Genomic DNA, 26199 nt, shown 5'->3' on the forward strand with positions numbered 1-26199 from the left:
CCTATTCGTCAATCAAGGCGAAGGCTCGGAGACGATCCGGACTTACCTTGCAAAAGAAAACCTAAAGCTCGATCGCGTCCTGCTTGACCAGTCGATGCAGATTCCACGGCATTACGGGACATTGGGGCTTCCGGTCACCCTGTTTCTGAGAGCTGACGGAACGCTTGCCTCGATGCACATGGGCGAGATCTCGCGCGAGGCGCTGAACGCCGCCATCGACAGGCTGGGAGCCTCCATATGAGGTCTGCCTGGGCCATCCGATGGCGAGCGGCCTTTACCTTTAACCCCGAAACTAAACCATCCGCCTTCCTTGACCGGAGCGCGGACAACGATGTGTGATACCCGATGAGTTTGTTAAAAAGGAGCGGAGTACTCTCCGCTTTTCTGTTCAGCCTGCTCGCTGCAGGCTGCACCACGACAGCCACGCCGACAGCCGCTGTTACCCAACCGCTTGAACGCAGCCGGCCGGCGACCCTCGCTAATTACGGCCCTCAGACCAACGAGAAGTTTCCCGTCGCGGGGATCGACACGTCGCGCGTCGATCCGAAAAATCTTCGCCAAATGGTCGATTATCGTACCAGCGAGCGCCCAGGGACGATTGTGGTCGATACGCAGAACCGCTTCGTCTATCTCGTTCAAGAAGGCGGAAAGGCTATGCGTTATGGTGTCGGCGTCGGCCGCGAAGGAATGGAATTCACTGGAACGGCCAACATCGCCTGGAAACAGGAATGGCCGAAGTGGACGCCAACCCCCGATATGATCCGGCGCGAGCCAGCGAAATACGCGCAATGGTCGGGTGGCATGGACGGCGGGGCAAACAATCCTCTCGGCGCCCGCGCGCTTTATCTTTTCAAAAATGGCAAGGACACCCTGTTCCGTATCCACGGGACTAACCAGCCGGAAACGATCGGACATGCCGTGTCGTCCGGCTGCATCCGTATGATGAACCAGGATGTCATAGATCTATACCGACGCGTGCCAACGGGATCGAAGGTCGTCGTGATCTAGAACGTCCAAGGGTCTGAACACTGACTTCACGCGGGCTTTCGACCAAGAGGCCGGAAGCCACTTCCATTCATCAGGACGATTATCATGGAGAACAACTGGGATCGCAGATTCGATCGAGAGGATTATCTCTTCGGGACAGAGCCAAACGCATTCCTCGCCTCGCAGGCCTTCCGGCTCAGGCCGGGCATGAAGGCGCTCGCGGTTGCCGACGGCGAGGGGCGCAATGGTGTCTGGCTCGCCGAACAAGGACTCGACGTCGTATCGATCGATGCTTCAACGGTCGGTCTCGCCAAAGCGCGTGAGCTCGCGCGCCAGCGCGGTGTCGGCTTGCAAACTATGCATGCCGAACTGGCCGAATGGGATTGGGAGCCGGAAACCTATGATCTCGTCGTCGCTATCTTCGTGCAGTTCGCGCCGCCTGAACTGCGCCAGACCATGTTCGAGGGCTTCCATACCTGCTTGAAGCCCGGCGGGCTCCTTATCATGCAGGGCTATCGTGTGGAGCAAATCGGCTACGGCACCGGTGGCCCGCCGCAGGCCGAGCGCCTCTACACCCAAGATCTGTTGATCAGATCGTTCGGGCATTGGGAAATTCGTCATCTTCTTTCGCACGACAGCGTGATCGAAGAGGGAGCTGGCCACTCGGGAATGTCGGCGCTCATCGATCTTGTCGCCGAGAAAGCCAGACACGATATCCTGCCGCTGCCGAATTTCGGGATGGACCATGCGGACCTTCAAGTTGCCGCTCGGGCTTGGCAGGGGCACGGCTGATACGATCCGTCACGACAAAGGAGCCGAAATCCCATTTCGGCATTCTTGGCGGCTGAGTGGTCGGTCAGATTTGAACAATGCCCTACACACGCAGCTCGCTCCCTACAGCAGGTCCTAATCGTCCAATGGCGTCGTCAGTACGATCGACCTAAACACTCACCCGCGGTAAGCGCTGGGAAACACGATGTCCTGATCGACCAATACGTTGAACATGTAGCCGGGGCGGATCTCCAGCGTCGGCTGGACGTCGAGGTTTTTGTTGATAGTTCGCTCGGTGACACGCCCAAAGGTCTCGGCGAAATTGCGTCGCGCCGCGTCCGACGCAGTGTCCTGTGTCGCGAGGGTCGAGCTCTGCGGAATGGCCATGTCCATGCCGGTGCCGATAATGGCAAGCAGGATCGCGGAGCCGAAGGTCTTGAGGTAGTGGTTATCGACCTTGTCCTTGAAACCGCCATAGCCTTCCGCGTCTGTCCCGGCCATGCCTCCGATCTGGAGCGTCGAACCGTTCGGGAAAATGATGTCGGTCCAGACGACGAGGACCCGGGACTGGCCGAACGAGACCCGGCTGTCGTAGCGGCCCATCAGCTTCGTGCCCTGCGGAATGAGCAGACGGTGGCCGGTCGCGCTGTCAAAGACGTTCTGTGAGACCTGCGCGGTGATGCGCCCTGGCAGGTCGGAGTTGATGCCGGTGATGAGCGTCGCCGGAATCACGGAACCGCGCTTGAGCTCATACAAAGAGCGCTGCGGCACGACCTGGTTGGGCAGATAACCGAGCTTTGCGAGATCGGAATTGAAGAAGCTCTCTTTCTTCGTCTGGCCATTGGGGTCGAGGTTCTGACCAGTGAGACCGGCCTGCAGCGCCGCGCTGTAGAGATCGCTCGCCGTGGGTGGGACGCCCCCCGTCGAACCCGAGGAATTGACGGGCTCGGCGGCGTTCGCTGAGGTAGCCTTGAGCTTGTCGGTCGCGATGGCGAGCGGAGCGTCGTAGGCGACATTGCTCGCCTGCACGCGGGCCATGCGCTGGCGCTGCCGCTCACGCCAATATTGCTCTTGTCCTTCGCGCTCGAGGCGCGCCCGCCACACTTCCTCCGGTTCCAGCTCGACGCGGCGAACATCCTCCGCGCGAGCCGGCGTGGCAACGAAGGGATTGGTGGCTTCATCCTTGCGTTCGACCTGCGGCGTCACGATGATGGGCTGCACTGGCGGCTGGTCGCCGATGATGCCGTCAGTAACGCCGCGCTTGAGCTGATCGGCGAAGGTGGTCGCCGGCTGGCCGCCCGGGGTCGCGACGTCCGGCGCTCCCCGAAAGATAAGACCGCGCGAGGTCAGGCCGTAAAAGATGACGCCGAGGAACAATACGAGCACCACGATCGCGACGATGATCGGCAGCCGATTCAGGCGGCGGATATCCTTTCTAACCGTGGCGGCGGCGGCGGCTCCGCCAAGTTTCAGGGATTGTACCATTTTCCCTCCCCCTTAACCCCGCTTCATGACTGAGACCGGGCTCGCTGGCGCGGCGCCGCTCGAGGTCATCGTGTAAACTCGGCCGATCTCCATCGATCCCGTAGACAGCCTGGCGAGCACCTGCCCGTCGGCGGGCAGCAGAACGTAGGCCAGCCGGATAGCCTTGGTGTCCTTCGCGTCTTCATCGGTAGTCACAGCATAACCCCAGGTCCGCAGCGAGGATTCCAGCGCCGATCCGAACGCGGAGCCATCCGAATTCAGTACGATCGTCGCCGTCCCCGGTCCGATCTGTTCGGCAAAACGCGGCACGAGATCGCCGGCAACGGCGGAGGCCGCCGGCGCTGAGAGCTCGGCCGGCGCACTGCTCGCGACGAGGCCGCCGCTGCTCAGAGTCTGGCAACCGGAAAGGACGGCGGTGGTGAGGATGAGAACTGTTGCGCGTGCTGAGGGAATGGGAATGAGGAAGCGGCTGCGCATGGCTCACCCTCCCCGCTTGATGGTGATCTTGTCCTGCCACCAAAAGCCGACGCCGGAAACGAGGATCGCCCTGTCGACGGCGAAGTCGACGATCATCATGTTGCTCTTCATGCGATAGTTCACGATCCTGTTTTGGCCGCCCGAGACGACAAACAGCACCGGTGCGTCGCGCGAGGCGACGGAGGGCGGGAACTGAATGTAGGTTTTCGTTCCGTCGGTGTAGACACGCGTCGGCCGCCAGCTCGCGTTCCCCGAGATCGAGTATTGAAAGTTGAGCTGCTCCGCCGGTACTCCCGCGCCCGGAATCGTGCTGGCTTCGAGCCGGGCATTGACGTCGGCAAGTCGCGACGAGACGTCCTCTGGATAGTCAAATCCAACGCGGGCCATGTATTGCGTTCCGTGCGACTTGAGCTGGATGTGGTATGTGCGCCTTGACGTCGTCACCACCATCGAAGTGACGAGGCCAGCTTCCGTCGGCTTGACGATCAGATGGATCGCCTGTCCGCCCGGCGCGCCGGAAGTGGCCGGTTCGACTTTCCAGCGCACGGTGTCCCCGACGAGCACGTCGCGTACGACCTCGCCGGCCTGAAGTTCGATATCGCAGACCTGTAGGGGCGAGCAGATGACGGAGGGCTGAACTTCGCCATAGAGGAAGATCACCTTGCCGTCAGGACCACGGGTCACAAGACCGGTGCGCCCGCGCCACTGGCCGGAGATGTCCATCCCCTTGACCTCCTTTCCGGTGAGGCTTTGGGCTTCGGCATTTTGAGCCAAGGTGTGAGAAGAGATGGTGGCCGCAATCAGGAGGGCCGCCCGGGATAGTGGTTTAATCTTTCGCATGAGCTCGGGCGCGCCTTTCAGATCTGTGCTGTCCAGTCGAAGTCCTTGAGATAAAGGCCGATGGGGTTGAGCCGGATGACCGCTTCGTCCTGCGGCGGGATCAGCACGACGGTTGCAACGGCACGAAAGCGGCGGGTCGCGACCTCCTTTCCCTTCCGGTCGCGTTCGAATTCGGTCCAGTCAATCTGGAAGGATTGGGTGGACAATGGGACGACGTTGTTCACCTCGATCGAGACGGTGGCCGTCTTCGCCTTCTCGAACGGAGAGGCGGAACGGAACCAGCCATTGACCTTCTCGGTCGCGGGATCTGTAGTCCGGAGCATCGCATAGACGCGGTCGATGTACTGCTTCTGGACGACGGCGTCGGGCGTCACCGAACGGAAGTTGGTGACGAAACCGGCGAGCACTGCGCGCACAACGCGCGGATCGGCATATTCGATCTGTGCCGGAAAACCGGCGTTTACCGCCGAGCCGAGCTTGTCGACTTCCACGAGATAGGGAACGAGCTTGACCTGCGTGCTCTGATAAAGCGCGTAGCTCGTGCTCACGAGCGCCAGCGCGAGGCTGGTGACGCCGACGATACGCCAAGCCGCAGCCGCCTTCACGTAGGAGCCGTAGCGCTCGGTCCATTCCTGGCGCGCGGCGATATAGGGGTTGTCAGGAGCATCGGATCTGCTGGCCAAGACGCGCCTCCTCTATCGATCGTCTGGCTTGGGCGGGGGCGTCGGCCCACTGCGGCCACTGCCGGAAGCATTGTCGAGCTTGGCGTTGGCGAGACCTAGCAGCGAGCCGGCATAGGCGCCTGGCGAACCGATCGCTTTGTCGCGGGCGGCCGACGCGACGGCTCCTCCCGCAGACGCCGCGCCGCGTAGACCGGCCACGGCGGCGCTTCCGAATGACGCGCCGCTCGCGCGTGCCGCCGAATAGGCCGAGGCCCCTGCCCTCGCTCCGCCCCAGGCAAGCGCCGTTCCGCCGGCGGCGAAACTCGCGGCTTGCGCGCCATGACGGATCGCTTCCATGCCGCCTGTGACGGAAGCGCCCTGCACCACACCCTGAACGATGTTGGGCACGTACATGGAGATCACGAAAACCACGACGGCGAGGCCGGCGATGGCGAGCGCGGTTTGGTACTGGTCGCCCACCGCAGCATCGTTTGCGAGCCCGATCAGCACATCGGAGCCGATCTTCGCGATCATCACCAACGACATAAGCTTCATGCCGACCGAGAAGGCGTAGATCAGGTAACGGACGGCAAAATCCTTGGTAAAGGATGAGCCGCCAAGGCCGAGCATGATCATCCCGGCCATCAGCCCGACATACATCTCGATCAGCACCGACACGAAGATCGCCGCAACAAGGCTGAAGGCGATCACGCTGACGATCATGGCAAGGGCGGCAGCAAGTGCCAGCGCGTTGTCCTGGAACAGGCCGAAGGAGATTTTCTCCGACATTTTAGAGGCCACAGTTAGCCCGGCATTGAAAACGTTGGCGGGCGAAGCAGATCCGCCGCCAGCGCCAATCTGGAACAGGCTGTCGACGACAGCCTTCGCCACGGTCGGCCCTTGGTCGAGGACGAAGGCGAACAGTCCGATGAACAGGATGCGGCGCACGAGCTCGGCGAACCACGCGTCGAGCGAGGCGGCGTTGATGGCGAGCCAAACCGCAGCGATGCCGATCTCGATACCAGCGAGGATCCAGAACAGCGAGCGTGCCGCGTTCATGATCGTGGTCTCCCAGCCCTTTGCGGCCGTGACCACCTGATTCTCAAGCGTGTTCAGGACGCTGCCGTCCTGCGCCAGCGCCGGCTCGGCCGCGATGACGAGGACAAGCACGACGAGAACGACGCCGAAGCAGGAAGACGACCGGAAGGAAGGAGAACCTGTCACCATCTCGGCCTCATCTCTTGGCCGCTCTTCGTGTCGTATTCCTTCGGCGCGGAGAAGAAGTCGCGCGTCCGTTCGCGGCGCTGCTCTTCCGACAGTGTACCTGCACTGTCCGCCGGCGCGTCGCTCCATCCGTCAGGGCGCGTGACGATCCAGATCGCGACGCCCGCGCTGAAGCTGAGCCCAGCGGCAATGACGATCGCGATCATCTTTGTGCGGCTCACCATCGCGGCTTCATCTCCTGGCCGCCGCTGGTCGAAGGCGTCGTCGCCTTGAAGAACTCCTCGCGCCGGGCTTGGGCGAGATCCTTTTCCGATTGCTGCGACTGATACCAGGTTGCCATCATCGTCATCTGTTGCGAGACGAGGCCGCGCAGCTTCTGCATCTGCGCGACCTGCTGGTTGGCGATCTGGTGACCGACCTGCAGCGCCTTCATCTGCCCGTCTGCTGTCTGCGATAGGTCCCGCAGCTGGGCCATCGTCGTCTCTTCGGTCGAGAATTGATCGGCCGTGAGATTCGCGGCCTTCAACGTGCCGGCGATCGTGTCGCGGTTGGTCGTCGACCAACTCTGATAGGTCTGCGAAAAGCTAGCGCCGGTCGGCAGTTTGGTCTTGAAGTCGGCGAAGCTCTGGAAGCGCTGCTTGAGCACGTCGTCGATATTGCCCATCGAGAACGCGATGCCCTGTCCCTGCGCGACGACGCTCTGTAGTTTGTTCAGGTCGCTGGCGACCTGCCCCCAGATGTGCGTCGGCAGCTGGGCGGTGTTCTGCAGCAGGTTTCTGTAGATGTTCAGCTGGTTCTGAATCTGCTCCGCGAGCTGAGTGATCTGCTTTATCTGATTGTTGACCTGCTCGGCTGACTTGCCGACGAGGCTTATGAGCTCGCCATTGTTGAGAATCTGCGTCCATTCGGTGGCGCCCCCAGTCAAGCCCCCACCAGCAAGCGCCGATCGCACCATGAAAGGAAGCGTGAGGGCCACCGCGGCCGTGCCGCGCAGGAACTCAAGTCTGGTTATCTGCGAGAAGCGCTTCGGCATGGCCGATCCCCCTTTCCTCCATCCAGCGCACTGGCCATTGCCGGTCGTGCGCCGCCTTCAATTCCAAAATACGTTTGAGGTGATCGCGGCCGGACGCGCCGGCGAAGGCCAGCGCGACGGGACCGAGCGACATGTCGAAAAGGCGCCGGCCTTCGGCGCTGACGACGTAATATTCGCGCTTAGGTAATGCTGACGCGACGATCTCGATCTGTCGCTCATTGAAACCGAGCTTTTCGTAGAATTCGCGTGTGCCGGACTCGCGTGCCGATCCGTTCGGCAGGCAGATCTTCGTCGGGCAGGATTCCTTAAGCACGTCGATGATGCCGGAACGTTCGGCGTCCGAGATCGACTGGGTCGCTAGTACAACGGCGCAGTTCGCCTTGCGCAACACCTTCAGCCACTCGCGAATCTTGTCGCGGAAAGTCGTGTGACCGAGCATCAACCATGCTTCGTCGAGCAGGATCAGACTGGGCGCCCCGGTAAGACGCTTTTCGATCCGGCGAAACAGGTAGGTAAGCACGGGCACAAGGCTCCGTTCGCCCATGTTCATCAACTCCTCGATCTCGAACGTCTGGAACCCACCAAGCGTGAGCCCGTCTTGTTCGGCGTCGAGGAGATGCCCCATCGGCCCGTCGACCGTGTAGTGATGCAAAGCGTCCTTGAGGTCACGCATCTGCACGCCTGACACGAAGTCGGAGAGCGAACGCCCCGGTGCGTTTGCCATGAGCGCGATCTGTCGCGAAATCGCATTCCGATGCTCTGGCGTCACCTTGACGCCTTGCAGCGCCACAAGCGTCTCGATCCACTCGGAAGCGAAGGCGCGGTCACCGTCACCGGCGAGGTCACCAAGGGGGCAAAAGGTGAGCCGAGGCCCCTCTCTTCCCCCGTCGCCACCAATCTCGTAATGATCGCCGCCGGCCGCTAGCGTTAGCGGCATTAGCGAGCGTCCCTTGTCGAAGGCGAAAATCTGCGCTCCATGATAACGTCGGAACTGCGCTGCGATGAGCGCGAGCAATGTCGACTTTCCTGACCCCGTCGGCCCGAAGATTAGACTGTGACCCACATCGTCGACGTGAAGGTTAAATCGAAAGGGCGTGGACCCGGACGCAACCTGCATCAGCGGCGGCGAACCTTCAGGATAGAACGGGCATGGAGCTACAGGCGAGCCTGACCAGACAGAGTTGAGCGGCAAAAGGTCGGAGAGGTTGCGGGTGGTGATCAGCGGCTCACGTAAGTTGGCGTACCAGTTTCCGGGCAGCGAACCGAGGAAGGCCTCGGTTGCGTTCAGTGTCTCGACCCGGGCGCCGAAGCCTTCAGCCTGTACAAGACGGCGGATGCCCTCGCACTTCTCCGTCAGTCGGTCTGCGTCGCTTTCATGCAGAACGATCACCGGTGTGTAGTAGCCGTAGGCGACAAGCTGCGATGACGCCTCGGCGATCGCATCTTCTGTCTCGGCGACCATCGCGATCGCGTCCTGGTCGACGGAACGGGATTGCGTTTGGAAAAGCTGGTCGAAGAATGGTCTGACCTTCTGCTGCCACTTTTTACGTGTTCGCTCGAGCTTGTCGCGCGCCTCGATCTCGTCGAGGAACATAAAACGGCTCGACCAGCGATAGGTCAGCGGCATTTGATCCAGTATATTCAGGATGCCTGGCCAACTCTCGGCTGGCAACCCGTCGATTGCGACGACGCCGACATAATGTCCGTCGACCGTCGGCGTCAGGCCATGCTCGTATTCGGCGGTGACCAGCCAGTCGAGATACATCGGGATCTCGGGTAGGCGCACCGGATTGTTCTCACCGGTGATGCAAAATCGAAAGAACTGGAACAGTTCGTCATAGCGTGCAATGCGTTCCCCTCCCCGCTCAGGGACTTCGCGAGTACGCATGCGCTGGATCGAGAGAACGTTGGCGAGATACTGCTCGATCTCGCGGATTGAGGTGTGGAAATTGCCGAGTGCCGTGTCCGCGAAGGTTGCGGACCGGCTGTCGCGGTCGGAATAGACGTATTTCGCGACTCCCGACTTGCGCCGCTCCGGCGGGCGCCAAGTCAGGATGAGCGCGTGGCGGCTCTCGAAGTGCCCTCTCTCCAGCTCGAAATGACTACGACGCTCGGCATCGATGGCCCGCGTCACGGCATCCGGGAATGCGCCGGCGGTCGGGTAATCGGTGGTGGGTATCCGTAGCGCCTCGACCTGGATCATCCAGCCCGAGCCAAGCCGAGCGAGAATGGCGTTGATCTGACGGGCGACATCGTTGCGCTCGGCGTCGGTCGAACTCTCACTGTCGGGCCCGGCGAAGTACCAGCCGGCCATCAGCGAGCCGTCCTTCAATAGGACGATGCCATCATCGACAAGTCCTGCATACGGCACGAGGTCGGCGAAGGATGGGCCAGAATGACGGAAGGAGCGCAGCGCAACCAATGTACGACCCTCAGAATCGCCGCCAAGGCGAGGAGGTCGGCCGGTAATGTTGGCGGTAACCAACATGGCGCAGATAGACACGGCGCATCATTGGATCGGCCTTGGCCATCATCCGGAGAAGGCCGACTGTCACGGTCCAGATAACGACGCCGAACAGCGCCGCGTACCAGGTCAGTACGACGAAGATCAGAATGACAGCCGCGAGCCCCGTCAGAAGGACAAGTTCGCGGTCCGCACCCATCAGCAGATTGGGCCGCGACAGCGCCCGATGGATCCGCGACCGTGCGAGCTTGGAGCCAGCCTCAACCATGCGCTCCCTCCCCTGCCCCGCGCGCCGGTGGAGTTGGCGTCGAAGGTTCGGAGGGAGCCGCGGCCTCAGGTGTACCAATCGACGCGCCGGTGGAGCCAAACAAGGCGACGATCTGCGTGGCGCCAAGCAGTATCCCGGCGACGAGCACGACATACATCAACCTTCGCGCGAAATCGTTGAGCTCGCCCCCGAAAATCAGCATGCCGCCGGCGATTGCCACGGCGGCCAGCGCGATGAAGCCGGCCACAGGCCCGGTGATGGATTGCTGGATCTGCTGTAGCGGACTCTCCCAAGGCAGGCTTCCACCACTTGACGCCAAGGCGGGTAGACTTAGCGGCAGCAGGATCAGCACGGAAAGGACGCCGGTCGTCAAAATTGTGCAGCGATCATGCGACATGGACGTCCTCGTCGAGCTGTGCATAGGATTCGGTGTGGTAGCGGCCGGCCTCAAAACGCTCGACATGTACGACGTCGCGAACGCGTCGGCCGCGACCGGTGCGCTCGATTGAGACGAGCAGATCCACGGCCTCGCCGATCACTTCCTGCATTGGCTGTTGGCTGACCTCAGCCGTCAGTTGCTCAAGCCGGCGCAAGGCTGACATGGCAGTGTTGGAATGGATCGTGGTGACTCCTCCGGGATGCCCCGTGTTCCAGGCCTTGAGAAGGGTGAGCGCCGCCCCGTCGCGAACCTCGCCGACGACAATCCGGTCGGGGCGAAGACGCATCGTGCTCTTGAGCAGCCGCGCCATGTCGATCGTGTCGCTGGTATGCAAAGACACGACATTCTCGGCTGGGCACTGGATCTCTGCAGTATCCTCGAGGATCAGGATGCGGTCGTCAGGAGCGGTCCCCGCGATCTCCGCGATGACGGCATTGGCGAAAGTCGTCTTGCCAGACCCCGTACCACCAGAGACGACAATATTAAGCCGCGAGGCAATCGCGTTCCTGACGATGTCGGCTTGACGGCGCGTCATCACCTTGTCTCGCACATAGTCATCGAGGGGGATCAGCCGTGAGGCTCGACGGCGGATGGCGAAAACCGGAGCCTTGACGATCGGTGGCAGAAGTCCCTCGAAACGATGGCCGCCGATCGGCAGTTCGCCCGAGATGATCGGACGTTCGTCATCGGCCTCAGATTGAAGCGCGTGGGCGACGCTTCCGATGACAATCTCAGCTGTCGCCGGAGTCATTTCGCCTGCAGGCGCGACACCATGGCCAAGGCGCTCGATAAACAGCTTACCGTCGGGATTGAGCATGATCTCAACGACGCTGTTGTCATCGAGTGCGACGCAGAGCTGGTCGCCGAGCGCTTCCTGCAGTTTGCGGATCAGTCGTGGATGGGAACGCAGTTGCGTCATGCCGCCGCTTCCCTCATGCCACGCGCCGCAGCGGCGCAATGGTTGATAGGTATGCTGCTGGCCGAACCTGCTCAAAACTCGCAAGATCGGTCGGGAGCAAGCCGACAACGGCGTTCGTATTGCCGAGGCGCTTGGGGGTGCCGATCCGGGTCATCGGCCAGCCGGCACGACGCAGGATTCGCTCGATCCGGACGTCGGTAGCCGTGATTAGCTCGGAATAGCCGTTCGCTATCGACCATTCGATGATCGCGGCGAACATGGTCCACGTCACGTCGTGCAGAACCTGACCCGCCCTCCCCGCGTCGACAGACGTATCGACGCAGAAGCGCGAACTCTCGATCATCGCGGGGTGGGGCTTGAACAGTCTGCCTTCGCCGAGTTCCGGAAATAAAACGGACAGAAGCATCGGGCCAGTTGACGGAAGCAGTCGTGCGCAGCCGACGACGTTGTTTCGGCCAGTCACAGCCAGGATGTAGGTCGGGCCGCATCCGTCGAAGCTGTCGGCCTCGCGTCCATCCCTCACATCGACATCCCAGTTCAGACGATCGCGAAAGATTCGTGCGCGAAGCTTATGCATCCCGTCGAGAAGATCTGGAAATTTCTTGTAGGAATCGGCGGCGATGGCCACTGCGTGCATGTTCGGTTCTCCGACACGGTTGATGTCAGGAGACAAAAGCGCACCATTAGCCGGCAGCCGCGACTAGTGAATTTATCAGTGCGATTCTCTGCCGAGCGAGGTGAGTCGGGGGCTAATCGCGCGAGAGTCTCCGCGGGCCGTGAAAAACTGGCGGAATATACCTAATGAATTTATCAGTCCAAGTTCGGACCCTCGATCCGGAGCCAAGCCTGCTATCGCACTGAAAAGAAATAGGAAAATTGCTCTACAGGCCTCGGAAAATGGATGCGAGTGTCGGCCTGCGTTAAGGACTCGTTTACCATTAACCTCTTGCAACCGCATGACCAATTGCTATCGTCACGGAAAATATGGGCGTTCGCCTAATTCTCCGTGATGAAAGTTTTGAACGTGAGTCTACCCGCAGCGCATTCGCGAAAGCTGATCCCGTCGGTCGAGGATACTATCGGCGCACAGGCCGATCTCCTCAGCTCACAACTTCAGGCGATGAGCGAAGCGCTATTTCCTCCGACGTCGAGAAAGGTGCTCCGGAAGTTTACGTCCGGTGAAGCGGCTCGTCTGATCTCGGTATCTGACTCCACGCTTAGAAAGATGACACTCGCCGGCGAAGGGCCGCAGCCAGAGCTCGCAAGCAATGGCAGGCGCCTCTACACGCTAGGGCAGATCAATGAGCTCCGCCAAATCCTTGCGGAGTCTTTGCGCGGACGTGATCGCACGGATGTCGTTCCCCATAGGCGGCCTGGCGAGCATTTGCAGGTTATCGCCGTGACGAACTTCAAAGGCGGGTCGGGCAAAACGACGACGTCGGCGCATCTCGCGCAATACCTTGCTCTCCAGGGGTACCGGGTCCTAGCCGTCGATCTCGATCCGCAGGCAAGCCTTTCAGCTCTCCTGGGCGTCATGCCCGAGACGGAGGTATTAGCCAACGACACGCTTTATGCGGCAATCCGGTACGACGATCAAAAGCGCCCATTGAGCGAAGTCGTCCGCAAGACGTATTTCGATGGACTCGATCTGGTTCCCGGTAATCTCGAGCTCATGGAATTCGAACACACAACACCGAAGGCTCTCACGTCCGGTGTGCAAACGCGCGAAGGCCTGTTCTTTACACGTGTCGCCGGCGCCTTGGATGAAGTGGCCGACCGCTACGACATCGTTGTTATCGACTGCCCTCCCCAGCTCGGATTCCTGACGCTCAGCGGACTTTGTGCCGCAACCTCGATGGTGGTGACGGTGCATCCGCAGATGCTTGATATCGCGTCAATGAGTCAGTTCCTCTTGATGACTCGCGATTTGCTCGGCGTGGTGAGGGAGGCAGGCGGAGAACTCAAGTATGATTTTGTCCGCTACCTGCTTACCCGGTTCGAACCTCAGGATGCGCCGCAAACGAAAGTTGCCGCCCTGCTCCGGAACATGTTTGACGACTTCGTTCTGACTAATCCGATGGTGAAGTCGGCCGCCGTCTCGGATGCTGGGCTGACAAAGCAGACGCTTTACGAAATCGGGCGCGAGAACATCACTCGATCGACCTATGACCGCGCCTTGGAGTCGCTTCAGGCGGTGAACGGCGAAATTGAAGCGTTGATCAAGGCAGCATGGGGGCGCGCATGAGCCAGTCCTCGCTGCCTTCGCCATCTTCATTCGCCCTGATTTGTGCACAGTTGGGAGCTCCCAACTTTCGAGCCATATCGCCCGTGGCGAAGCCGAATTTCAGCCGAACTCCGACTTCAGTTGGGAGCTCCCAACTGAAGTCGCCGCGGTCCTGCGACAGCGGCAGGAGGTTGGTCCTGCGCCAGTTTGGGCTGCTTCCACCTTCTTCCTTCACTCTGATTAACGCGAAGTTGGGAGCTCCCAACTTGTGTTGCGCACCGCCGTTGAAGAAGCTGCATCTCAATCGAGTTGGGAGCTCCCACCTGAAGTCAACGCGCCCTGCGAAAGCAGCAGGAGACTGGTCATGAGCCGAAAGGATGCCATCAATTCGCTCTTCCTGAAGAAGCCGGAGCCGGCTGCGACACCGCCCGCGAAAAATGAAGCGCGCGTGCGCACCGGAGCGATTGCGGCAATGGGAAGTTCGCTTCAGGAAATGACGGAGGGTGCAAGAGCGGCCGAGCGGCTGCAGCAGCAACTCGCCGAGGGCGAGACGGTCATCTCCCTTGACCCCTCGAAAATTGAAGGGTCCAGGATCGCGGACCGGATTACAATCGACGTCGATCCGGATTTTGAGGACCTGGTAGGGAGTATCCGAGAATACGGGCAACAAGTCCCGATCTTAGTCCGTCCTCATCCTGACAAAGGCGATAGGTTCCAAATAGCCTACGGGCGTCGGCGCCTACGCGCTGCCGTCCGCTTAGGGATTCCTGTCAAGGCGATCATTCGGACGCTGTCTGACGCGGATTTGGTTATTGCCCAAGGGCGGGAAAATCTCGATCGCGCCGACCTGTCTTTCATTGAAAAGGCATTCTTCGCAAAACGGCTGGAGGAGGCGGGTTACGAGCGCACGACCATTATCGCAGCTCTCTCAACCGACAAGTCTGATTTGAGCCGATACATCGCGATCGCGCGCCGCATCCCCGAAAAGATCGTCGCACAAGTCGGACCGGCTCCTAAGGCCGGCAGGGCGCGTTGGCTTGGATTGGCCGAAAAGCTTGATGATGGGAGTTTGGCTGCGGCCATCGAATCCGTCCTCGCGGATCCTGCTGTTATCGCGCTCGATAGCGATGCCCGATTCCAGGCGATTTGGAAGGCGGTCGACAAACCGACGAAACGCCAAAGCAAGCGCTCGGATGTGTGGGTCATTCGGTCCGGAAAGCGGGCGGGACGCATTGAGCGGTCAGACGGGAAGACCGCGCTCGTATTCAACGAGAAGGTCGTGCCCGATTTCGCGACATGGATCTCGTCCCGATTGGACGAGCTCTATTCAGAGTTCTCACATGCAAAGGATCAGGAGGAATAATGAGAAGCTGAAACGTCGGGCCGGCGACGCGCATATGCGCTTTCAACGTCACTAGCACGCAAAGAAAAAGGCCACCGAAACGGATTCCGGAAGCCCTTTCTCAGTAGTTTGGCGACTTCGAGAATCGCACTTCCACGAATCACAGTCAAGCATCCTTTGCAGGATGAACGCCGTTTTGGCGAGCGGATTTTCTTTGCCTAACAGAAGGTAAAGGAAAATGCAGACGCATATCTCAACGACGCCCTTCGGGCGGCGGCCGATGACGCTCGGCCAGATTTCAACGCAGATGACGGTAAAGGCCGTGAAGCCGGAAGCCGTCGCCAACAAATGGAAAGTCTTCCAGGACATACGGGAAGCGCGTGATCTTCTCGGCGCCACAGATCGCTCGCTTGCGATCCTCAACGCGTTGCTCACCTTCCATCCAGAGACGGCACTCGCGGGCGATTCTGAAATCATTGTTTGGCCGTCGAATGAGCAGCTCGCCGCTCGAGCAAACGGTATGCCGGCGACGACGCTACGCCGGCACATTGCAGTCCTGGTCGATTGCGGCTTGGTTATCCGACGTGACAGCCCTAACGGCAAGCGCTTCGCTCGCAAAGGCAGGGGAGGGGAGATCGAACAAGCCTACGGCTTCGACCTAGCGCCGATCGTAGCAAGGGCAGAGGAGTTTCGTGACCTAGGCGAGACAGTCCGCGCCGAAAAGAAAGCATTCCGAGTTTCCAAGGAACGTCTCTCCCTGCTGCGTCGTGACGTCGTCAAGCTGATCGAGACGGCAATCTTCGAGGGCGTCCCGGGCAATTGGGGCCAGGTGCAACAAACCTATCAGACGATCATCGGCCGGCTGCCCCGCTCAGCTCCTGGGCAGTTGGTGGACGATGTCTGCATCGACCTCCACGGCCTCTATATTGAAATTCGCGAGGTGCTGGAATCTTTTGCAAAAACCCAGAATCCGGACGCCAATGAGTCCCATTCTGGCTGTCACATACAGAATTCAAATCCAGATATCTCACTTGAATCTGAAAATGGCATTCGAGAAAAGAAAGAAGCGAGCGGCACCGTTGCGGACATCGACAACGTACGGAGCTTGCCGAAGCGGGAATTGCCCCTCGCAATCGTGCTGGATGCTTGCCCCGGGGTGCGGGAGTTTGCTCAGGGCGGTGAAATTCGCCACTGGCGGGACTTCCTTGCGGCGGCGGAGCTTGTGCGGCCCATGCTGGGGATCAGCCCTAGCGCGTGGCGGGAGGCGCGGGAGGCACTCGGCGAACAACATGCCGCAATCACTCTGGCCGCGATCTATCAGCGGGCTGACCAGATTGGATCGCCCGGCGGGTATCTGCGCAGCCTGACGGACCGGGCGAGCGAAGGAAAATTCTCGACTTGGCCGATGGTGATGGCGTTGCTTAGGGCCAAGCTCGACGCCCAGAAGAGTTCCAACGGCGCGGCGCCAGTGCCGCAGCACACCCATCCCGGCGGGTTGGATAGCGGCCTACGGGTGTCGGAATCGCTTCTGCGAAGCCTCAACAAGCCTAAAACGCGATGATGGTGGGAGGGAGGTCAGCTTCCGGGGGACGTGGTGTTTCCAACCGGGAGAAGTCCGGCCCGGCGCGCGCGGTCGATAAGGTTCTTGACCGAGGAGGGCGCCCATTTCGAACCGCCGCGCGGCGTTCGTTCGTGAAGCCGTTCGAGCTGACTGGCGATTTCGCGCAAGGTGAGGTCTGGATTGGACGAATGAATGCCCGCAATCAGCGTCATCAGTCGATCTTCGGGAAGCCGGGGAGGGGACTTTTTGAGCAGGATCGGCTCGGCCATGCGTTCAGTGACCATCCACTTGACGGCACGGCGCAGGCGTTCGGGAGTCCAGTCGAGACCGCGCTGCCGCAGAACCCGAGAAATATCATCCCAGGTGTGGTCTGGCCGCATCCGCCTGACCGTTGGCAACCATTGACCTGCCATTGCCTGGACGCGATCGCCGTAAGCTGCCTTCTGGGCAGCGGTCATCTTGGCCAGCGCCTCCGGCCGACGTTCGCGGAGGCCTGGATTGCCGGGTTTCTTTCCCCTCGCCTTTGCGGCTCGGATGCCGGCCTTGGTGCGTTCGGAGATCAAAGCGCGCTCGAGCTGGGCCACAGCGCCAAGGACCTGAAGCGAGAACATTCCCTGCGGGGTCGAGGTGTCGATCGGATCGTGCAGCGATCGGAAGTGAGCGCCTTTGACGGCAAGATCCTCGATCATTTCGAGCAGGTGGCTGACCGAGCGCGCCAAACGATCGAGGCGAACGACGACAAGGGTATCGCCGGCGCCAATCTCGCGAAGCAGCTTAGCAAGGGCAGGGCGGACACGAGAAGCACCGGATCCGTGTTCCCGGATGACCTGATTGCAGCCGGCCGACCGGAGTTCAATCTCCTGTGCTTCCGTCGCTTGGTCATCTGTCGACACACGCGCATAGCCGATCAGCCGGCTCTGTGGTCGACCGGAAGCTCGATTTTGCGTTGTCGCTTTCCCTTCCCAATTTCAATTTGAACCGCTTAAGGGGACGGCGACGTCTTGCGTTCCCTTTTTGATTTCATGCTCTTCCGCCCAAGGATATGATCTCGTTGCGCTTTCTACTCAGAGTCCGGCGGCTTTAGTGAGGTTCACGCGGAACCGATCGCGCCGGCGCTGATACCGGCGGGTCATTTCGACAGAGGCATGGCCGAGCTGCTTTTGGACATAGCGTTCGTCGACTTCGGCGGAGGAGGCGAGACCGGCGCGCAGGGAGTGCCCTGCGAATTTTGATTCCCGTTCGCGCTCGGGCAGATCCGCGCGAACGCCGGCCGCCAGCGCCGCGCGCTTGACTAGGCGCGCGACCTGGCCGGGAGTCAGCCGATCGGCGCCGACCTCCTTGCCTTCGCCGGTGACACGCCGGAACAGGGGGCCGTGGGCGATCCGGGCGAGCTTGAGCCAGGTCTGCAGCGCTACGACCGGGCAGGTGGCGTCAGCTGAGCCGCGACCGATCTCGATATCACGCCATCCAGTCTTGCCGGTCAGCGTCACGAGCAGGCCCTTGTCGAGGATCTCGACCCAACCGCGTCCATCCTTCGTGTCGTCGCGATGGAGATCCAGGCCGACGATCTCCGAGCGCCGCAGGCCGCCGGCGAATCCGAGCAGAAGCATGGCGCGATCCCGGAGGCCGCGGAGTGTGCCGCGATTGAGCGTCTCGAGCATGGCAACGACGTCGTCGCCCAGCACGGCTTCCTTCCGGCGCGGCGGTGCGCCATGGGTATTGCGGATGCCGGCCATCACTGTGGCGATGTGGCGGTCCTTGCGATCGAGCGGCGTGCCGCGCTGGGTGTAGTGCCAGCTCAACGCCGATAGACGCCGCTCAATCGTGGCTACGGAATTTGCTTTGCCGCCCGCGATCGCCGCGCCAGTGGCGCAGGCGGTTATGTAGATCCCGACCACCTGCGGCGAGGGCGGAGCGACTTCGAGGCCTTGGCGCCGACACCAGCTGCAGAAATGCGTCCAGTCGCTCGCATAGGCTCTGCGTGTGTTCTGCGAACTGGCGGCCTCGGCATAGCCACGGGCCCGGCCGGCCAGCCGTTCCAGATGCGCCGGCACACTGGCGGTGTCGGATGGGAGCGGGGAGGGGAGGTTGCCGGTCTCGGCCGAAGCTGCGCCGGCGGCGCGATCGACACCTGCCGCCGGGCTCTCAGGCGGCGCGGAGCTCTCCGAAGCGCGATTTTCGGGGTTTTGAACGTCGAATCCAGCCATTCTCTACATAAAGAGCAAAACGCGTGATAATGGAAGGTTATCACACGTTTTTGTAACTTCACAAGGCGTGCGCTTTTTGTCCATATAGTTGGCATAAAGCGCAAAGCTTCTCTATCTTCCAGAACGATGCGCGCTCCAGATTCGACGCCCGTTCAAACCTATGAGCCACCCGCCGTGCCCGGCTGGGCGGTCCCGCGCGGGCCGGTGACGAGCGACGTCGAGGCCGCCTTCCTGGCTGGTGCTGCGTTGAATTCGCTCGACAATCTCGTGCGCTCCGATCCGCTCTGGATCGGCGCGTGGCGCCAGCGGCTCGCCCTCAAATGTGCAGCCGCGGCCGTCGCGCTGGCCGGACGGACCGAGACCGAAGCGCAGTTGCGCGACGCCTGGCATCTGCGGCAGCCGGGAGCCGAGCCCGGGCCCGCCGGCAACATCTTCGCGGCCTGGCGTCGGATGGCTGCGCGGTCGACTGTCGTCGATGCGGCGGCGCTGCGTGCGGCCGTCGATCTGCTCGGCCTGCGCTGGAGCGAGGATCTCGCGGCGTTGCCGGAACGTCTCGACGACATCGTCCGGACAGGCCGGCCGGCGCCGCTGGTCGCCGCGGCGATCGTCACAGAGGTTCAGCGCTGCCGGCCGGAGGCGAGCCTCCTCGGCTGGTGGCTCGCCGACCAGGCCCTGGCGCGCCGGATGCGCTGGCCGGTGGCGGTGCCGCTGCTGGCAATGCAGGCGCGCGGTTCTGCCTTCCGAAGCCTGAGCGATCGCGGCCGGATTCGTCCGGGAGGGGAGGGGTTCGAGCGGGCGAGCTGCGTCGCGCTCGCGCTGGCGGCGACCGAGGCCTGCCGGATCGCCGGCGACATTGCGCCGCGCGCGGCGCGGCTGATCGAGGTCGCGCCGAAGTTGCGCGCCAAAGGAGCAGGGGAGGTGATCCAGTTTCTGCTCGACGACGACGCGATCTCTGGCACGTTACAGACGAAAAGCCTGACGCGTTGGGGTTCACGCCGGTTGTTTGAGCGGCTGACCGCGCTTGGCGCTGTACGTGAGCTGTCTGGCCGTGCCAGCTTCCGGCTCTACGGGCTCTGACCATGGCGCGGTCGACCCAGACCGAAGAGCTGTTCGATGTCGAGCTCGCCGACCTGCCGCCAGACATGCGCTGGCGCGAATGGATGGGCCGGGTCGAGGCGGTGATCTTCGCCTCGCCCAAGCCGGTCGGCCGTGAAACCCTGGCCCGGGTCGTCGGGCGCGACTGCAGCCTCGACCTGCTGATGGCCGATATCCGTGACGAATTGCGCGGACGCCCCTACGACCTCGTTTCGGTCGCCGGCGGCTGGCAGCATCGGACCAAGAAGAGGTTTGCGGTCGCGATCCGCACCGCGACCGGGCTCGGCACGTCCGACCGAAAGGCGTTGTCGCAAGCTGAGAGCCTGGTGCTGCTGTGCATCGGCTATTTCCAGCCGATCACCCGCGCCGAGCTCGGCGCCGTGTTCGGCAAGGAGATCAGCCGCGATACCATCGGCCATCTGCGCAAGCTCGGTTTCATCGCGGCCGGGCCGCGCAGCCCGCTGCCGGGGGCACCTTACACCTATGTGACGACGCCGGCCTTTCTGTCGGAATTCGGGTTCGAGACCTTGCGCGATCTGCCGGATTTCGAGAAGCTCGAGGATGCTGGACTGCTCAGCAAAGACAGGCTGCTCGCCGGAGAGCTCATGCCGTCTTTCTCAGGAGAAGAGCCGGTCGAACGCGAGCCTGATGACGATCTGAGAGAGGCTTCTGTCGACGAAGACTGAGCCGGGGAGCGAAATAGACCAACGCGCACCTCGAGCCGGTACCGTTGAAAACGTCGGGGTTGCTGCGGGTATGAAGTTCTGATTCAGCCGCTTCTGGATGGAGGGCAGCGCGATGATGAGCGAGCGAACTCAATTCAACCAGCTGGCGCGGGCCAGCGCCTGTGAAGGTCGTCGATGACGATGGTGTGCGAATGGTGCCGGCCATGCTCCACCAGATGAGGGTGGTCACGGGGTAGCTCGGGATGCTTGTGCTCTGCTGCGTCCGCAGTCCCCGCAGGCCAGAGCCAAACGGCGGCCGCTGTCGCGGCCAACGTCGCCAAGCAGAACAACCCCGCCAGCGTTGCCAGGGGCAGGCTGGCCCCGAGCCAGCCGGCAAGCGGATAGGTGATCAGCCAACAAGCATGCGACAGCGCGAACTGCGCGGCGAACACGGCGGGACGATCTTCGGCATGTGCGGATCTGCGCAGAAGACGGCCGGACGGGGTCTGCGTCGCCGAGTAGCCGATGCCGAGCAAAGCCCAGGTCAGGAGCAGTGTCAGCCAACCGGCTGGGGTCGCCGCGGGTGCGAATGCCCAGCCCTCGGCCAGTAGCAGGGCGGAAAACCCGCCGAGGACGACGGCCAGCAGACTTGCGGCAGTCAGCATCACTTTCCGGTCTGCGACGCGCTCCAGGATGCGCGGCAGCGTCAGGGCCGACAGCATCGAGCCGCCGCCAAAGCAGGCCAGGGCCAATGCCACGGCATTGTCGTCGTAGCCGAGCCGCCCCTTCACGATGACGACGGTGTTGACGATCACGAGCGCGCCGCCCATCGCGACAGCCATGTTCAAGGCAAGTAGCCCCCGCAGGCGTGGCGTTGCCAGGTAGATTCGCATTCCGTGTGTCGTCTTGTCATAGATGCCGCCTTCGCGAGGCTTGGCCGGAGACACGGGGAGCGTGACGGAAAGCACCAGCGCGGCCGAGACCAGGAAGCCGACGACTGTTCCGGCGAAGAGCCAATGAAAATTGATGAGTGTGAGCAGGGCAGCGGCGAGCATCGGGCTGACGATGCTCTCAAGGTCATAGGCCAGCCGCGAGAGGGACAAGGCGCTGGTGTAGTCGTCCTCTTTCGGCAGCAAATCCGGGATCGTTGCCTGAAAGGTCGGCGTGAACGCGGCCGAGGCTGACTGCAATAGGAAGACAGCCAGATAGACCTGCCAGACCTCGGAAATGAAGGGAAGCATCAGTGCAATCGCCGCGCGCACCAGGTCCATCGCGATCAGGAAAGCCCGCCGCGGCAGCTGCGCCGAAAAGGCGCCCACGATGGGAGCCACCGTGACATAGGCGATCATCTTGATCGCCAGCGCCGTCCCCAGAACCGCTCCGGCGCGCGCTCCGGCGATGTCGTAGGCGAGCAGCCCGAGCGCGACTGTGAGAAGGCCGGTCCCCACAAGGGCGATGATCTGGGCAGTGAAGAGGCGTCCATAGACGCGGTTCGACAGGACCTTGAGCATTTCTCGGCCTCAGAGGAATTTACTGATCAGCTTGAACTCGTCGATCGGCCGGCGCTGCTCGGGCGGGAGCTCGCCGACGACTTCGTCCAGGCAATGGTCGAGATGGTCCTGGACCAGTGTTCGCTTTGCCTGCGCAATTGCGCTTTCGACCGCCTGCAACTGCGTGGCGATGTCGAGGCAGGAACGCCCGGTTTCGATCATCTCGATAACCTTGGCGAGGTGTCCGCCAGCTCGCTTTAGACGCTTGGCGATGGCGGGGTGGCTGGCGTGGCGGTGGGGCTCCGGCATTCGCTTCCTATATCCCCCTCGGGGGGATATGGATAGCCGGGGTCTTTGCGCAACGCGACGTCCGTAGAGTGCTCTGACATCGGCTTCCGGAGCGACGGCGAGCGTTGAACAATTGGCAGGTCCCACTCCAGCGCTGCTGATATCGCTTCGTGCTCAGTCCTGCGATCCGCGACAACGGATCTGCTGTTGGCCGTACAATATTCTGCATACCAGCGGATGGTGGTTTCGCCGGCGGCAATACCTGAGGAGATCTCTATCCACGCATCGGCAATGGCGTCGTCTCCCATAGCGCCATCTGCCTCGCTCACCGATGGTCGGACCTCAATCGTGCGGCCACGAGCCTCGCAATGGCCGCCGGCGCCTCGTCTGGTATGGCGAAGACCGAGCTGACATTGATCTCGCAGAGCACGTAGGTGTCATCGCCCGTGGCCGTGTGCGGCCCATAGAGGAAGTCCGCATCCCAGATGATGGGCAGGGAGGCTGCGTCGAGACCAAGGACCTCCATCATCTGAGGCGTCCATTCCGCCTCCATCATCGACCGCAGCTTCTGAAACGGCTCGGCCTCCGCCCCATGCATGATCCGAGGGCCAGGCTGCGCCGCTTCCGAATCCGGCCCTTCGGGCGGCGGCGGAACGAGCGCCTTGATGAGTTGATGGCCGAAGCCGACGACCTTATCCGAGCCCATGTAGCAGCGGATCATGCCATCCGGCAGACGAGGCTGAAATGGCTGATCGACGATGCAGCCACCGGCCGCGAAATAGGCTTCGCAACGCGCCATGAAGTCCGGGAGGGCGAGTTCTTCCGGCATGCTCCCCCGTTGCGCATGCAACACCTGCACGCGCTCAGAGCCCTCCGCTCCGCCGATCAGCTCGACCTTCCAGACACCCTGGCCACCATTGCCGCGGTTCTGCTTGAGCACGCGCGGTCCCGCCGTCCTCAAGCGCGCCGGAAACTCCTCTCCGAAGGACGCTGCGGATCGATAGAGATGCGTATCGGTGCCCCATCCGAGATGCTTCGTGCGGTGCAGGACCTCTTTCACCCCCATCTTGAGGATGGTGTCGGGATGGGCGCTGACCCAAGGCCCGCGGGCCGCGACTTCGCGAAGCAAGGCATCGAGTTGATGCCGCGTCTTGCCCGCGTGCAACGGGTCGACCCAGACAAGGACCCCGTCCGCGGCCAGGAGCTGATCACGAACTTCATCCGAGAAGGCCTCGTCATAAACGGCGGGTTCGGCATCGATGCCGATGGCGCTTAACTCTTCGAAGATGCGATGGAAGCGGTTGTTCCGCAGTGTCGCGGTGCTTCTCGCTTCCCTATCGCCTCGCCAAACTATGGCGACCTTGGGCTTTGCAGTCGCCATGCTTTCACCTCGGCGCGGATTGGGTTGACTTCGAAGAAGCTCGGTCAGCCAGTCTATGTGGAGGCGGGGCGGTTCCCGAATGTGGGGCATCGATCAGGACCCCCTCGAAGGGAAAGTCCGTCGAGCCCGGGATCCTCATCTGGATTGCGCGGCCGGATAGCCAGACATCGAAGCAGGCGCTTCCGCCGCCCTCGGGATAGGTTTTGCAGAGCTGGTTCTTCATGATGTGCCAGGAGCCCACACGCGTGTTGCCCATCTCGTCGCTGACGAGCCGTCCGTTCGGCTGGTAGATCTCGCCCCAATGGGATTCGTCGGTCAGTTGCCTGCCGACTAGCTTGGCTCGGATCTGGGCACCGCTGAGCTTCTGGAACACCTCGGCGCCGGCAGCGGTGCTGAACCCGATCGCGATGGCGATCACGGCAAGGATGGGTGCGCGCTTCATGGTTCGCCTGGGCCCTTAAGTTCGTTGGCAGGCATCGGTCAGCGCCGCGCCATGGGCCGCTGAACGATGCCCTCTTCGTAGATGTCGAAGCCAGGCTCCTGGAGCCGGTAGGTCTTTCCCGAGTGCAGGACGGCGTAACATCGCTGCTCACCGGGCGAACGATCGAGGCAAAGCTGATCCCGCTTCACCTGCCAGCGGCCGAGGGTCTTCCTGCCCATTCCCGTGTTCGTGAGGGTTCCGTCCTGCCCGAACAGAAGCACCCAGTGGACCTCGTCGGTGAACTCCATGCCGGTGAACCGGCTGCGGATTTCCGATCCCTTGAGCGGTCGAAAGGTTTCCGCGTAGACGGTGCCTATTCCCAACAGAGCCGCCAGACCCAGGATCGCGCCCGCAGTCGCCGAAGCGCGATGCCAAATGGTGATCATCACGCAGCGGTCGCCTTCGACATCCGCGGCCAGTTATGCGTCTCGCCCTTGCGACGGGACGCCCAAGCGTAGAGCGCGTCGTAGATGATGAACCCGCGCTTCAGCACCTCGTGATCATCTGGCGAGAGATCGCGAAGCCCCATCGAGATCGCCAGGAGCCCGGCCGATTGCGGCGTCAGGTCATGCCTGTCCGTATCGGCGCCGCGAACGATGGCAGCGATCGTGGCGATGGCCGGGTCCTTGGCGAGGTTGTGCTTCTCGACGAAGGTGTCGAAGCTGCATCCCTCGCCGACATGCGTGTATTCGACACCGGGCACGTCATAAGGGATGGCGCCGGTTTCCTCGGCCACCTTCCGGACCTGATCCGGCGGCACGAACAGGAACTCCGGCTCCTTGTCGATGAACCGCGTGATCAGCCAGGGACAGGCGATCCGGTCGATGACGGGGCGTTCACGTGTGACCCATTTCATGGTGTCGGCCTCCCTTCAGCGGTGACAAGTGGAACGGTCGGGGCGCCGATCGCGTGCCAGGCGGCGATGCCGCCCGCGAGTGAATGGGCATCGAGGCCGCGGCGGCGGAGTTCGGCGACGGCGTCGCCGCTGACCTGGAAGCCGTAGACGCAATAGGCGACGATCGGCTTGTCCTTCGGCAGCTCCTTAGCCCAATCGGCGATCAGCTCGGGCGCGCGCAGCTGCGCTCCCGGGATCATGTCGCTGCGCTTCGCCAGGTCTTCTGCCAGGCAGACATCCAGCAAGACAAGATCATCCCGGCGTTGCAGGCGGGCAAGCAGGTCCTCGGCGGCGATACTGTCTCCGGCAGGGACAGGTGCGGCTGCGCCGGTCACAAGACCGCTCATGGCGAGTCTCTGGAAACGGGCGCCGACCCGTTCCCAATGGATGTTCTTCATGAAGGCGTCGACATAGGCGCCGGCCTTCGCCCCGAAGTCGATGTGATAGGCATGCTCGTACATGTCGAGTGCCATGATCGGGATGCTGCCGGCGAGGCAATTCGTATGATCCTGCCCCCACTGGATCATCAGGCGCTGATGCCGTTCCGACCAGACCAGCAAAGTCCAGCCCGAGCCGCCTGCCTGCGCCTTGGCACATGCCGCAAACTTCGAGCGCCAGCCGGCGACGCTGCCGAAGTCGCGCTCCAATGCCAGCGCCAAGTCGCCCGCAGCATCGCCGCTACCGCCGAGGCCGTCGAAATAGATCTCATGCAGGATCGCCGAGTTGGCGGCAATGAGTTCCTCCCGCTTGAGGCCATTGATGTCGAAGACCGGGGCCTGGCTCCAGTCGAGTTCGTCGAGGCGGCGCTCGATGGCGTTGAGGCGCCGCACGGCGCCTCCGTAATTGTTCTCGTAGTGGCTCGCCAGAAGCCGCTCGGAGAGCCCGTCAAGGCGCGGCGGCTTGAAGGGCAAGGGCATGATCCGATGCATGGCATCCTCGTTCGGGATACGTGATGGCAGCGGACGCTACGCTCGAATTTAAAATGATACAAGTGTTGCTTT

General features: G+C 62.0%; 29 protein-coding genes. 8 read left to right on the top strand and 21 right to left on the bottom strand.

Annotated elements, in window-relative coordinates; genetic code table 11:
- The 3 genes from AC1RQ5_RS30290 to AC1RQ5_RS30300 all read left to right on the top strand — a co-directional run.
- Nucleotides 1-241 (top strand): TlpA family protein disulfide reductase (locus tag AC1RQ5_RS30290; protein ID WP_493204544.1); only part of this gene is annotated, 241 nt, incomplete at its 5' end.
- Nucleotides 242-345: 104 nt separating this feature from the next.
- The gene (locus tag AC1RQ5_RS30295) at nucleotides 346-1008 is read left to right on the top strand and encodes a L,D-transpeptidase (RefSeq protein WP_493204545.1); all 663 of its coding nucleotides are present in this window, start codon (nucleotides 346-348) and stop codon (nucleotides 1006-1008) included.
- 84 nt (nucleotides 1009-1092) lie between these two features.
- The gene (locus tag AC1RQ5_RS30300; RefSeq protein WP_493204546.1) at nucleotides 1093-1779 is read left to right on the top strand and encodes an SAM-dependent methyltransferase; all 687 of its coding nucleotides are present in this window, start codon (nucleotides 1093-1095) and stop codon (nucleotides 1777-1779) included.
- A 156-nt stretch (nucleotides 1780-1935) separates the two neighbouring features.
- Here the strand turns inward: AC1RQ5_RS30300 and trbI are convergent, their stop codons facing one another.
- The 12 genes from trbI to traI are packed head-to-tail and all read right to left on the bottom strand — an operon-like array spanning nucleotide 1936 to nucleotide 12206.
- Nucleotides 1936-3243 carry an IncP-type conjugal transfer protein TrbI gene (gene trbI, locus AC1RQ5_RS30305; RefSeq protein WP_493204547.1) on the bottom strand — a complete coding sequence of 436 codons (1308 nt, stop codon included), beginning with the start codon at nucleotides 3241-3243 and terminating at the stop codon, nucleotides 1936-1938.
- A gap of 12 nt (nucleotides 3244-3255) precedes the next feature.
- The gene (gene trbH, locus AC1RQ5_RS30310; RefSeq protein ID WP_493204548.1) at nucleotides 3256-3720 is read right to left on the bottom strand and encodes a conjugal transfer protein TrbH; all 465 of its coding nucleotides are present in this window, start codon (nucleotides 3718-3720) and stop codon (nucleotides 3256-3258) included.
- 3 nt (nucleotides 3721-3723) lie between these two features.
- Nucleotides 3724-4560, bottom strand: coding sequence for a P-type conjugative transfer protein TrbG (gene trbG, locus AC1RQ5_RS30315; protein WP_493204549.1), 837 nt, complete (start codon nucleotides 4558-4560; stop codon nucleotides 3724-3726).
- 17 nt (nucleotides 4561-4577) lie between these two features.
- Complete coding sequence (gene trbF / locus AC1RQ5_RS30320) at nucleotides 4578-5243, bottom strand: conjugal transfer protein TrbF (RefSeq protein WP_493204550.1); 666 nt, start codon at nucleotides 5241-5243, stop codon at nucleotides 4578-4580.
- 12 nt (nucleotides 5244-5255) lie between these two features.
- Nucleotides 5256-6449 (bottom strand): P-type conjugative transfer protein TrbL, encoded by a 1194-nt coding sequence (trbL, locus tag AC1RQ5_RS30325; protein WP_493204551.1) that lies wholly within the window; start codon nucleotides 6447-6449, stop codon nucleotides 5256-5258.
- A complete protein-coding gene (gene trbK / locus AC1RQ5_RS30330) occupies nucleotides 6443-6652 on the bottom strand; it encodes an entry exclusion protein TrbK (RefSeq protein ID WP_493204552.1) in 210 nt (69 codons plus the stop codon). The genes trbL and trbK overlap by 7 nt, the downstream gene beginning before the upstream one ends.
- 11 nt (nucleotides 6653-6663) lie before the next feature.
- Nucleotides 6664-7479: a P-type conjugative transfer protein TrbJ gene (gene trbJ / locus AC1RQ5_RS30335; protein WP_493204553.1), complete on the bottom strand. Its 816-nt coding sequence runs from the start codon at nucleotides 7477-7479 to the stop codon at nucleotides 6664-6666.
- On the bottom strand, nucleotides 7445-9901 hold the full coding sequence (locus AC1RQ5_RS30340; protein ID WP_493204554.1) for a conjugal transfer protein TrbE: 2457 nt from the start codon (nucleotides 9899-9901) through the stop codon (nucleotides 7445-7447). Before AC1RQ5_RS30340 ends, trbJ begins: the two co-directional genes overlap by 35 nt.
- A 10-nt stretch (nucleotides 9902-9911) precedes the next feature.
- Nucleotides 9912-10211 carry a conjugal transfer protein TrbD gene (locus AC1RQ5_RS30345; RefSeq protein WP_493204555.1) on the bottom strand — a complete coding sequence of 100 codons (300 nt, stop codon included), beginning with the start codon at nucleotides 10209-10211 and terminating at the stop codon, nucleotides 9912-9914.
- Nucleotides 10204-10608: a TrbC/VirB2 family protein gene (locus tag AC1RQ5_RS30350; protein ID WP_493204556.1), complete on the bottom strand. Its 405-nt coding sequence runs from the start codon at nucleotides 10606-10608 to the stop codon at nucleotides 10204-10206. Before AC1RQ5_RS30350 ends, AC1RQ5_RS30345 begins: the two co-directional genes overlap by 8 nt.
- Nucleotides 10598-11569: a P-type conjugative transfer ATPase TrbB gene (gene trbB, locus AC1RQ5_RS30355; RefSeq protein ID WP_493204557.1), complete on the bottom strand. Its 972-nt coding sequence runs from the start codon at nucleotides 11567-11569 to the stop codon at nucleotides 10598-10600. Before trbB ends, AC1RQ5_RS30350 begins: the two co-directional genes overlap by 11 nt.
- Before the next feature lie 13 nt (nucleotides 11570-11582).
- Nucleotides 11583-12206 carry an acyl-homoserine-lactone synthase gene (gene traI / locus AC1RQ5_RS30360; protein WP_493204558.1) on the bottom strand — a complete coding sequence of 208 codons (624 nt, stop codon included), beginning with the start codon at nucleotides 12204-12206 and terminating at the stop codon, nucleotides 11583-11585.
- Nucleotides 12207-12578: 372 nt separating this feature from the next.
- Here traI and repA point away from each other — a divergent pair, with 372 nt between their 5' ends.
- The 3 genes from repA to repC all read left to right on the top strand — a co-directional run bounded on the left by repA (nucleotide 12579) and on the right by repC (nucleotide 16696).
- A complete protein-coding gene (gene repA / locus AC1RQ5_RS30365) occupies nucleotides 12579-13814 on the top strand; it encodes a plasmid partitioning protein RepA (protein ID WP_493204559.1) in 1236 nt (411 codons plus the stop codon).
- 343 nt (nucleotides 13815-14157) lie between these two features.
- Nucleotides 14158-15156 (top strand): plasmid partitioning protein RepB, encoded by a 999-nt coding sequence (repB, locus tag AC1RQ5_RS30370; protein WP_493204560.1) that lies wholly within the window; start codon nucleotides 14158-14160, stop codon nucleotides 15154-15156.
- Nucleotides 15157-15373: 217 nt separating this feature from the next.
- Nucleotides 15374-16696: a plasmid replication protein RepC gene (repC, locus tag AC1RQ5_RS30375; RefSeq protein ID WP_493204561.1), complete on the top strand. Its 1323-nt coding sequence runs from the start codon at nucleotides 15374-15376 to the stop codon at nucleotides 16694-16696.
- Nucleotides 16697-16710: 14 nt separating this feature from the next.
- On the opposite strand, the gene AC1RQ5_RS30380 is transcribed toward repC, so the two are convergent.
- Together AC1RQ5_RS30380 and AC1RQ5_RS30385 are read right to left on the bottom strand one after the other, a co-directional pair.
- Nucleotides 16711-17607 carry a recombinase family protein gene (locus AC1RQ5_RS30380; RefSeq protein ID WP_493204627.1) on the bottom strand — a complete coding sequence of 299 codons (897 nt, stop codon included), beginning with the start codon at nucleotides 17605-17607 and terminating at the stop codon, nucleotides 16711-16713.
- Between the two features lie 153 nt (nucleotides 17608-17760).
- A complete protein-coding gene (locus AC1RQ5_RS30385) occupies nucleotides 17761-18903 on the bottom strand; it encodes a tyrosine-type recombinase/integrase (protein ID WP_191126077.1) in 1143 nt (380 codons plus the stop codon).
- 204 nt (nucleotides 18904-19107) lie between these two features.
- Between AC1RQ5_RS30385 and AC1RQ5_RS30390 the strand changes: the two genes are divergently transcribed.
- Both AC1RQ5_RS30390 and scpB read left to right on the top strand, forming a co-directional pair.
- Nucleotides 19108-19980 (top strand): DUF1403 family protein, encoded by an 873-nt coding sequence (locus AC1RQ5_RS30390; protein WP_318652319.1) that lies wholly within the window; start codon nucleotides 19108-19110, stop codon nucleotides 19978-19980.
- A gap of 2 nt (nucleotides 19981-19982) precedes the next feature.
- Nucleotides 19983-20684: an SMC-Scp complex subunit ScpB gene (scpB, locus tag AC1RQ5_RS30395; protein WP_254985778.1), complete on the top strand. Its 702-nt coding sequence runs from the start codon at nucleotides 19983-19985 to the stop codon at nucleotides 20682-20684.
- Nucleotides 20685-20818: 134 nt separating this feature from the next.
- Here the strand turns inward: scpB and AC1RQ5_RS30400 are convergent, their stop codons facing one another.
- The 7 genes from AC1RQ5_RS30400 to AC1RQ5_RS30430 all read right to left on the bottom strand — a co-directional run bounded on the left by AC1RQ5_RS30400 (nucleotide 20819) and on the right by AC1RQ5_RS30430 (nucleotide 26127).
- Nucleotides 20819-22174, bottom strand: a complete 1356-nt coding sequence (locus tag AC1RQ5_RS30400; protein WP_191126080.1) for an MFS transporter — start codon at nucleotides 22172-22174, stop codon at nucleotides 20819-20821.
- Between the two features lie 9 nt (nucleotides 22175-22183).
- Nucleotides 22184-22462 (bottom strand): metal-sensing transcriptional repressor, encoded by a 279-nt coding sequence (locus tag AC1RQ5_RS30405; RefSeq protein ID WP_191126081.1) that lies wholly within the window; start codon nucleotides 22460-22462, stop codon nucleotides 22184-22186.
- Nucleotides 22463-22766: 304 nt separating this feature from the next.
- Nucleotides 22767-23822, bottom strand: a complete 1056-nt coding sequence (locus AC1RQ5_RS30410) for a Cj0069 family protein (RefSeq protein ID WP_191126091.1) — start codon at nucleotides 23820-23822, stop codon at nucleotides 22767-22769.
- 4 nt (nucleotides 23823-23826) lie between these two features.
- Nucleotides 23827-24264, bottom strand: a complete 438-nt coding sequence (locus AC1RQ5_RS30415; RefSeq protein WP_191126082.1) for a hypothetical protein — start codon at nucleotides 24262-24264, stop codon at nucleotides 23827-23829.
- 38 nt (nucleotides 24265-24302) lie between these two features.
- Nucleotides 24303-24692 (bottom strand): hypothetical protein, encoded by a 390-nt coding sequence (locus AC1RQ5_RS30420; RefSeq protein WP_191126083.1) that lies wholly within the window; start codon nucleotides 24690-24692, stop codon nucleotides 24303-24305.
- Nucleotides 24689-25159: a chromate resistance protein ChrB domain-containing protein gene (locus AC1RQ5_RS30425; protein ID WP_191126084.1), complete on the bottom strand. Its 471-nt coding sequence runs from the start codon at nucleotides 25157-25159 to the stop codon at nucleotides 24689-24691. The genes AC1RQ5_RS30420 and AC1RQ5_RS30425 overlap by 4 nt, the downstream gene beginning before the upstream one ends.
- Nucleotides 25156-26127, bottom strand: coding sequence for a Fe-Mn family superoxide dismutase (locus tag AC1RQ5_RS30430; protein WP_191126085.1), 972 nt, complete (start codon nucleotides 26125-26127; stop codon nucleotides 25156-25158). The genes AC1RQ5_RS30425 and AC1RQ5_RS30430 overlap by 4 nt, the downstream gene beginning before the upstream one ends.
- Between the last annotated feature and the right edge of the window lie 72 nt (nucleotides 26128-26199).

The sequence above is a fragment of the Tardiphaga sp. GW821-FHT12E02 genome, assembly GCF_058807155.1.

Coding starts and splice junctions, on each gene's coding strand:
- AC1RQ5_RS30295 (WP_493204545.1), top strand. CDS start 346: ATGAGTTTGTTAAAAAGGAGCGGAGTACTCTCCGCTTTTCTGTTCAGC.
- AC1RQ5_RS30300 (WP_493204546.1), top strand. CDS start 1,093: ATGGAGAACAACTGGGATCGCAGATTCGATCGAGAGGATTATCTCTTC.
- trbI (WP_493204547.1), bottom strand. CDS start 3,243: ATGGTACAATCCCTGAAACTTGGCGGAGCCGCCGCCGCCGCCACGGTT.
- trbH (WP_493204548.1), bottom strand. CDS start 3,720: ATGCGCAGCCGCTTCCTCATTCCCATTCCCTCAGCACGCGCAACAGTT.
- trbG (WP_493204549.1), bottom strand. CDS start 4,560: ATGCGAAAGATTAAACCACTATCCCGGGCGGCCCTCCTGATTGCGGCC.
- trbL (WP_493204551.1), bottom strand. CDS start 6,449: ATGGTGACAGGTTCTCCTTCCTTCCGGTCGTCTTCCTGCTTCGGCGTC.
- trbK (WP_493204552.1), bottom strand. CDS start 6,652: ATGATCGCGATCGTCATTGCCGCTGGGCTCAGCTTCAGCGCGGGCGTC.
- trbJ (WP_493204553.1), bottom strand. CDS start 7,479: ATGCCGAAGCGCTTCTCGCAGATAACCAGACTTGAGTTCCTGCGCGGC.
- AC1RQ5_RS30345 (WP_493204555.1), bottom strand. CDS start 10,211: ATGGTTGAGGCTGGCTCCAAGCTCGCACGGTCGCGGATCCATCGGGCG.
- AC1RQ5_RS30350 (WP_493204556.1), bottom strand. CDS start 10,608: ATGTCGCATGATCGCTGCACAATTTTGACGACCGGCGTCCTTTCCGTG.
- trbB (WP_493204557.1), bottom strand. CDS start 11,569: ATGACGCAACTGCGTTCCCATCCACGACTGATCCGCAAACTGCAGGAA.
- traI (WP_493204558.1), bottom strand. CDS start 12,206: ATGCACGCAGTGGCCATCGCCGCCGATTCCTACAAGAAATTTCCAGAT.
- repA (WP_493204559.1), top strand. CDS start 12,579: ATGAAAGTTTTGAACGTGAGTCTACCCGCAGCGCATTCGCGAAAGCTG.
- repB (WP_493204560.1), top strand. CDS start 14,158: ATGAGCCGAAAGGATGCCATCAATTCGCTCTTCCTGAAGAAGCCGGAG.
- repC (WP_493204561.1), top strand. CDS start 15,374: ATGCAGACGCATATCTCAACGACGCCCTTCGGGCGGCGGCCGATGACG.
- AC1RQ5_RS30385 (WP_191126077.1), bottom strand. CDS start 18,903: ATGGCTGGATTCGACGTTCAAAACCCCGAAAATCGCGCTTCGGAGAGC.
- scpB (WP_254985778.1), top strand. CDS start 19,983: ATGGCGCGGTCGACCCAGACCGAAGAGCTGTTCGATGTCGAGCTCGCC.
- AC1RQ5_RS30400 (WP_191126080.1), bottom strand. CDS start 22,174: ATGCTCAAGGTCCTGTCGAACCGCGTCTATGGACGCCTCTTCACTGCC.
- AC1RQ5_RS30405 (WP_191126081.1), bottom strand. CDS start 22,462: ATGCCGGAGCCCCACCGCCACGCCAGCCACCCCGCCATCGCCAAGCGT.
- AC1RQ5_RS30410 (WP_191126091.1), bottom strand. CDS start 23,822: ATGGCGACTGCAAAGCCCAAGGTCGCCATAGTTTGGCGAGGCGATAGG.
- AC1RQ5_RS30415 (WP_191126082.1), bottom strand. CDS start 24,264: ATGAAGCGCGCACCCATCCTTGCCGTGATCGCCATCGCGATCGGGTTC.
- AC1RQ5_RS30425 (WP_191126084.1), bottom strand. CDS start 25,159: ATGAAATGGGTCACACGTGAACGCCCCGTCATCGACCGGATCGCCTGT.
- AC1RQ5_RS30430 (WP_191126085.1), bottom strand. CDS start 26,127: ATGCATCGGATCATGCCCTTGCCCTTCAAGCCGCCGCGCCTTGACGGG.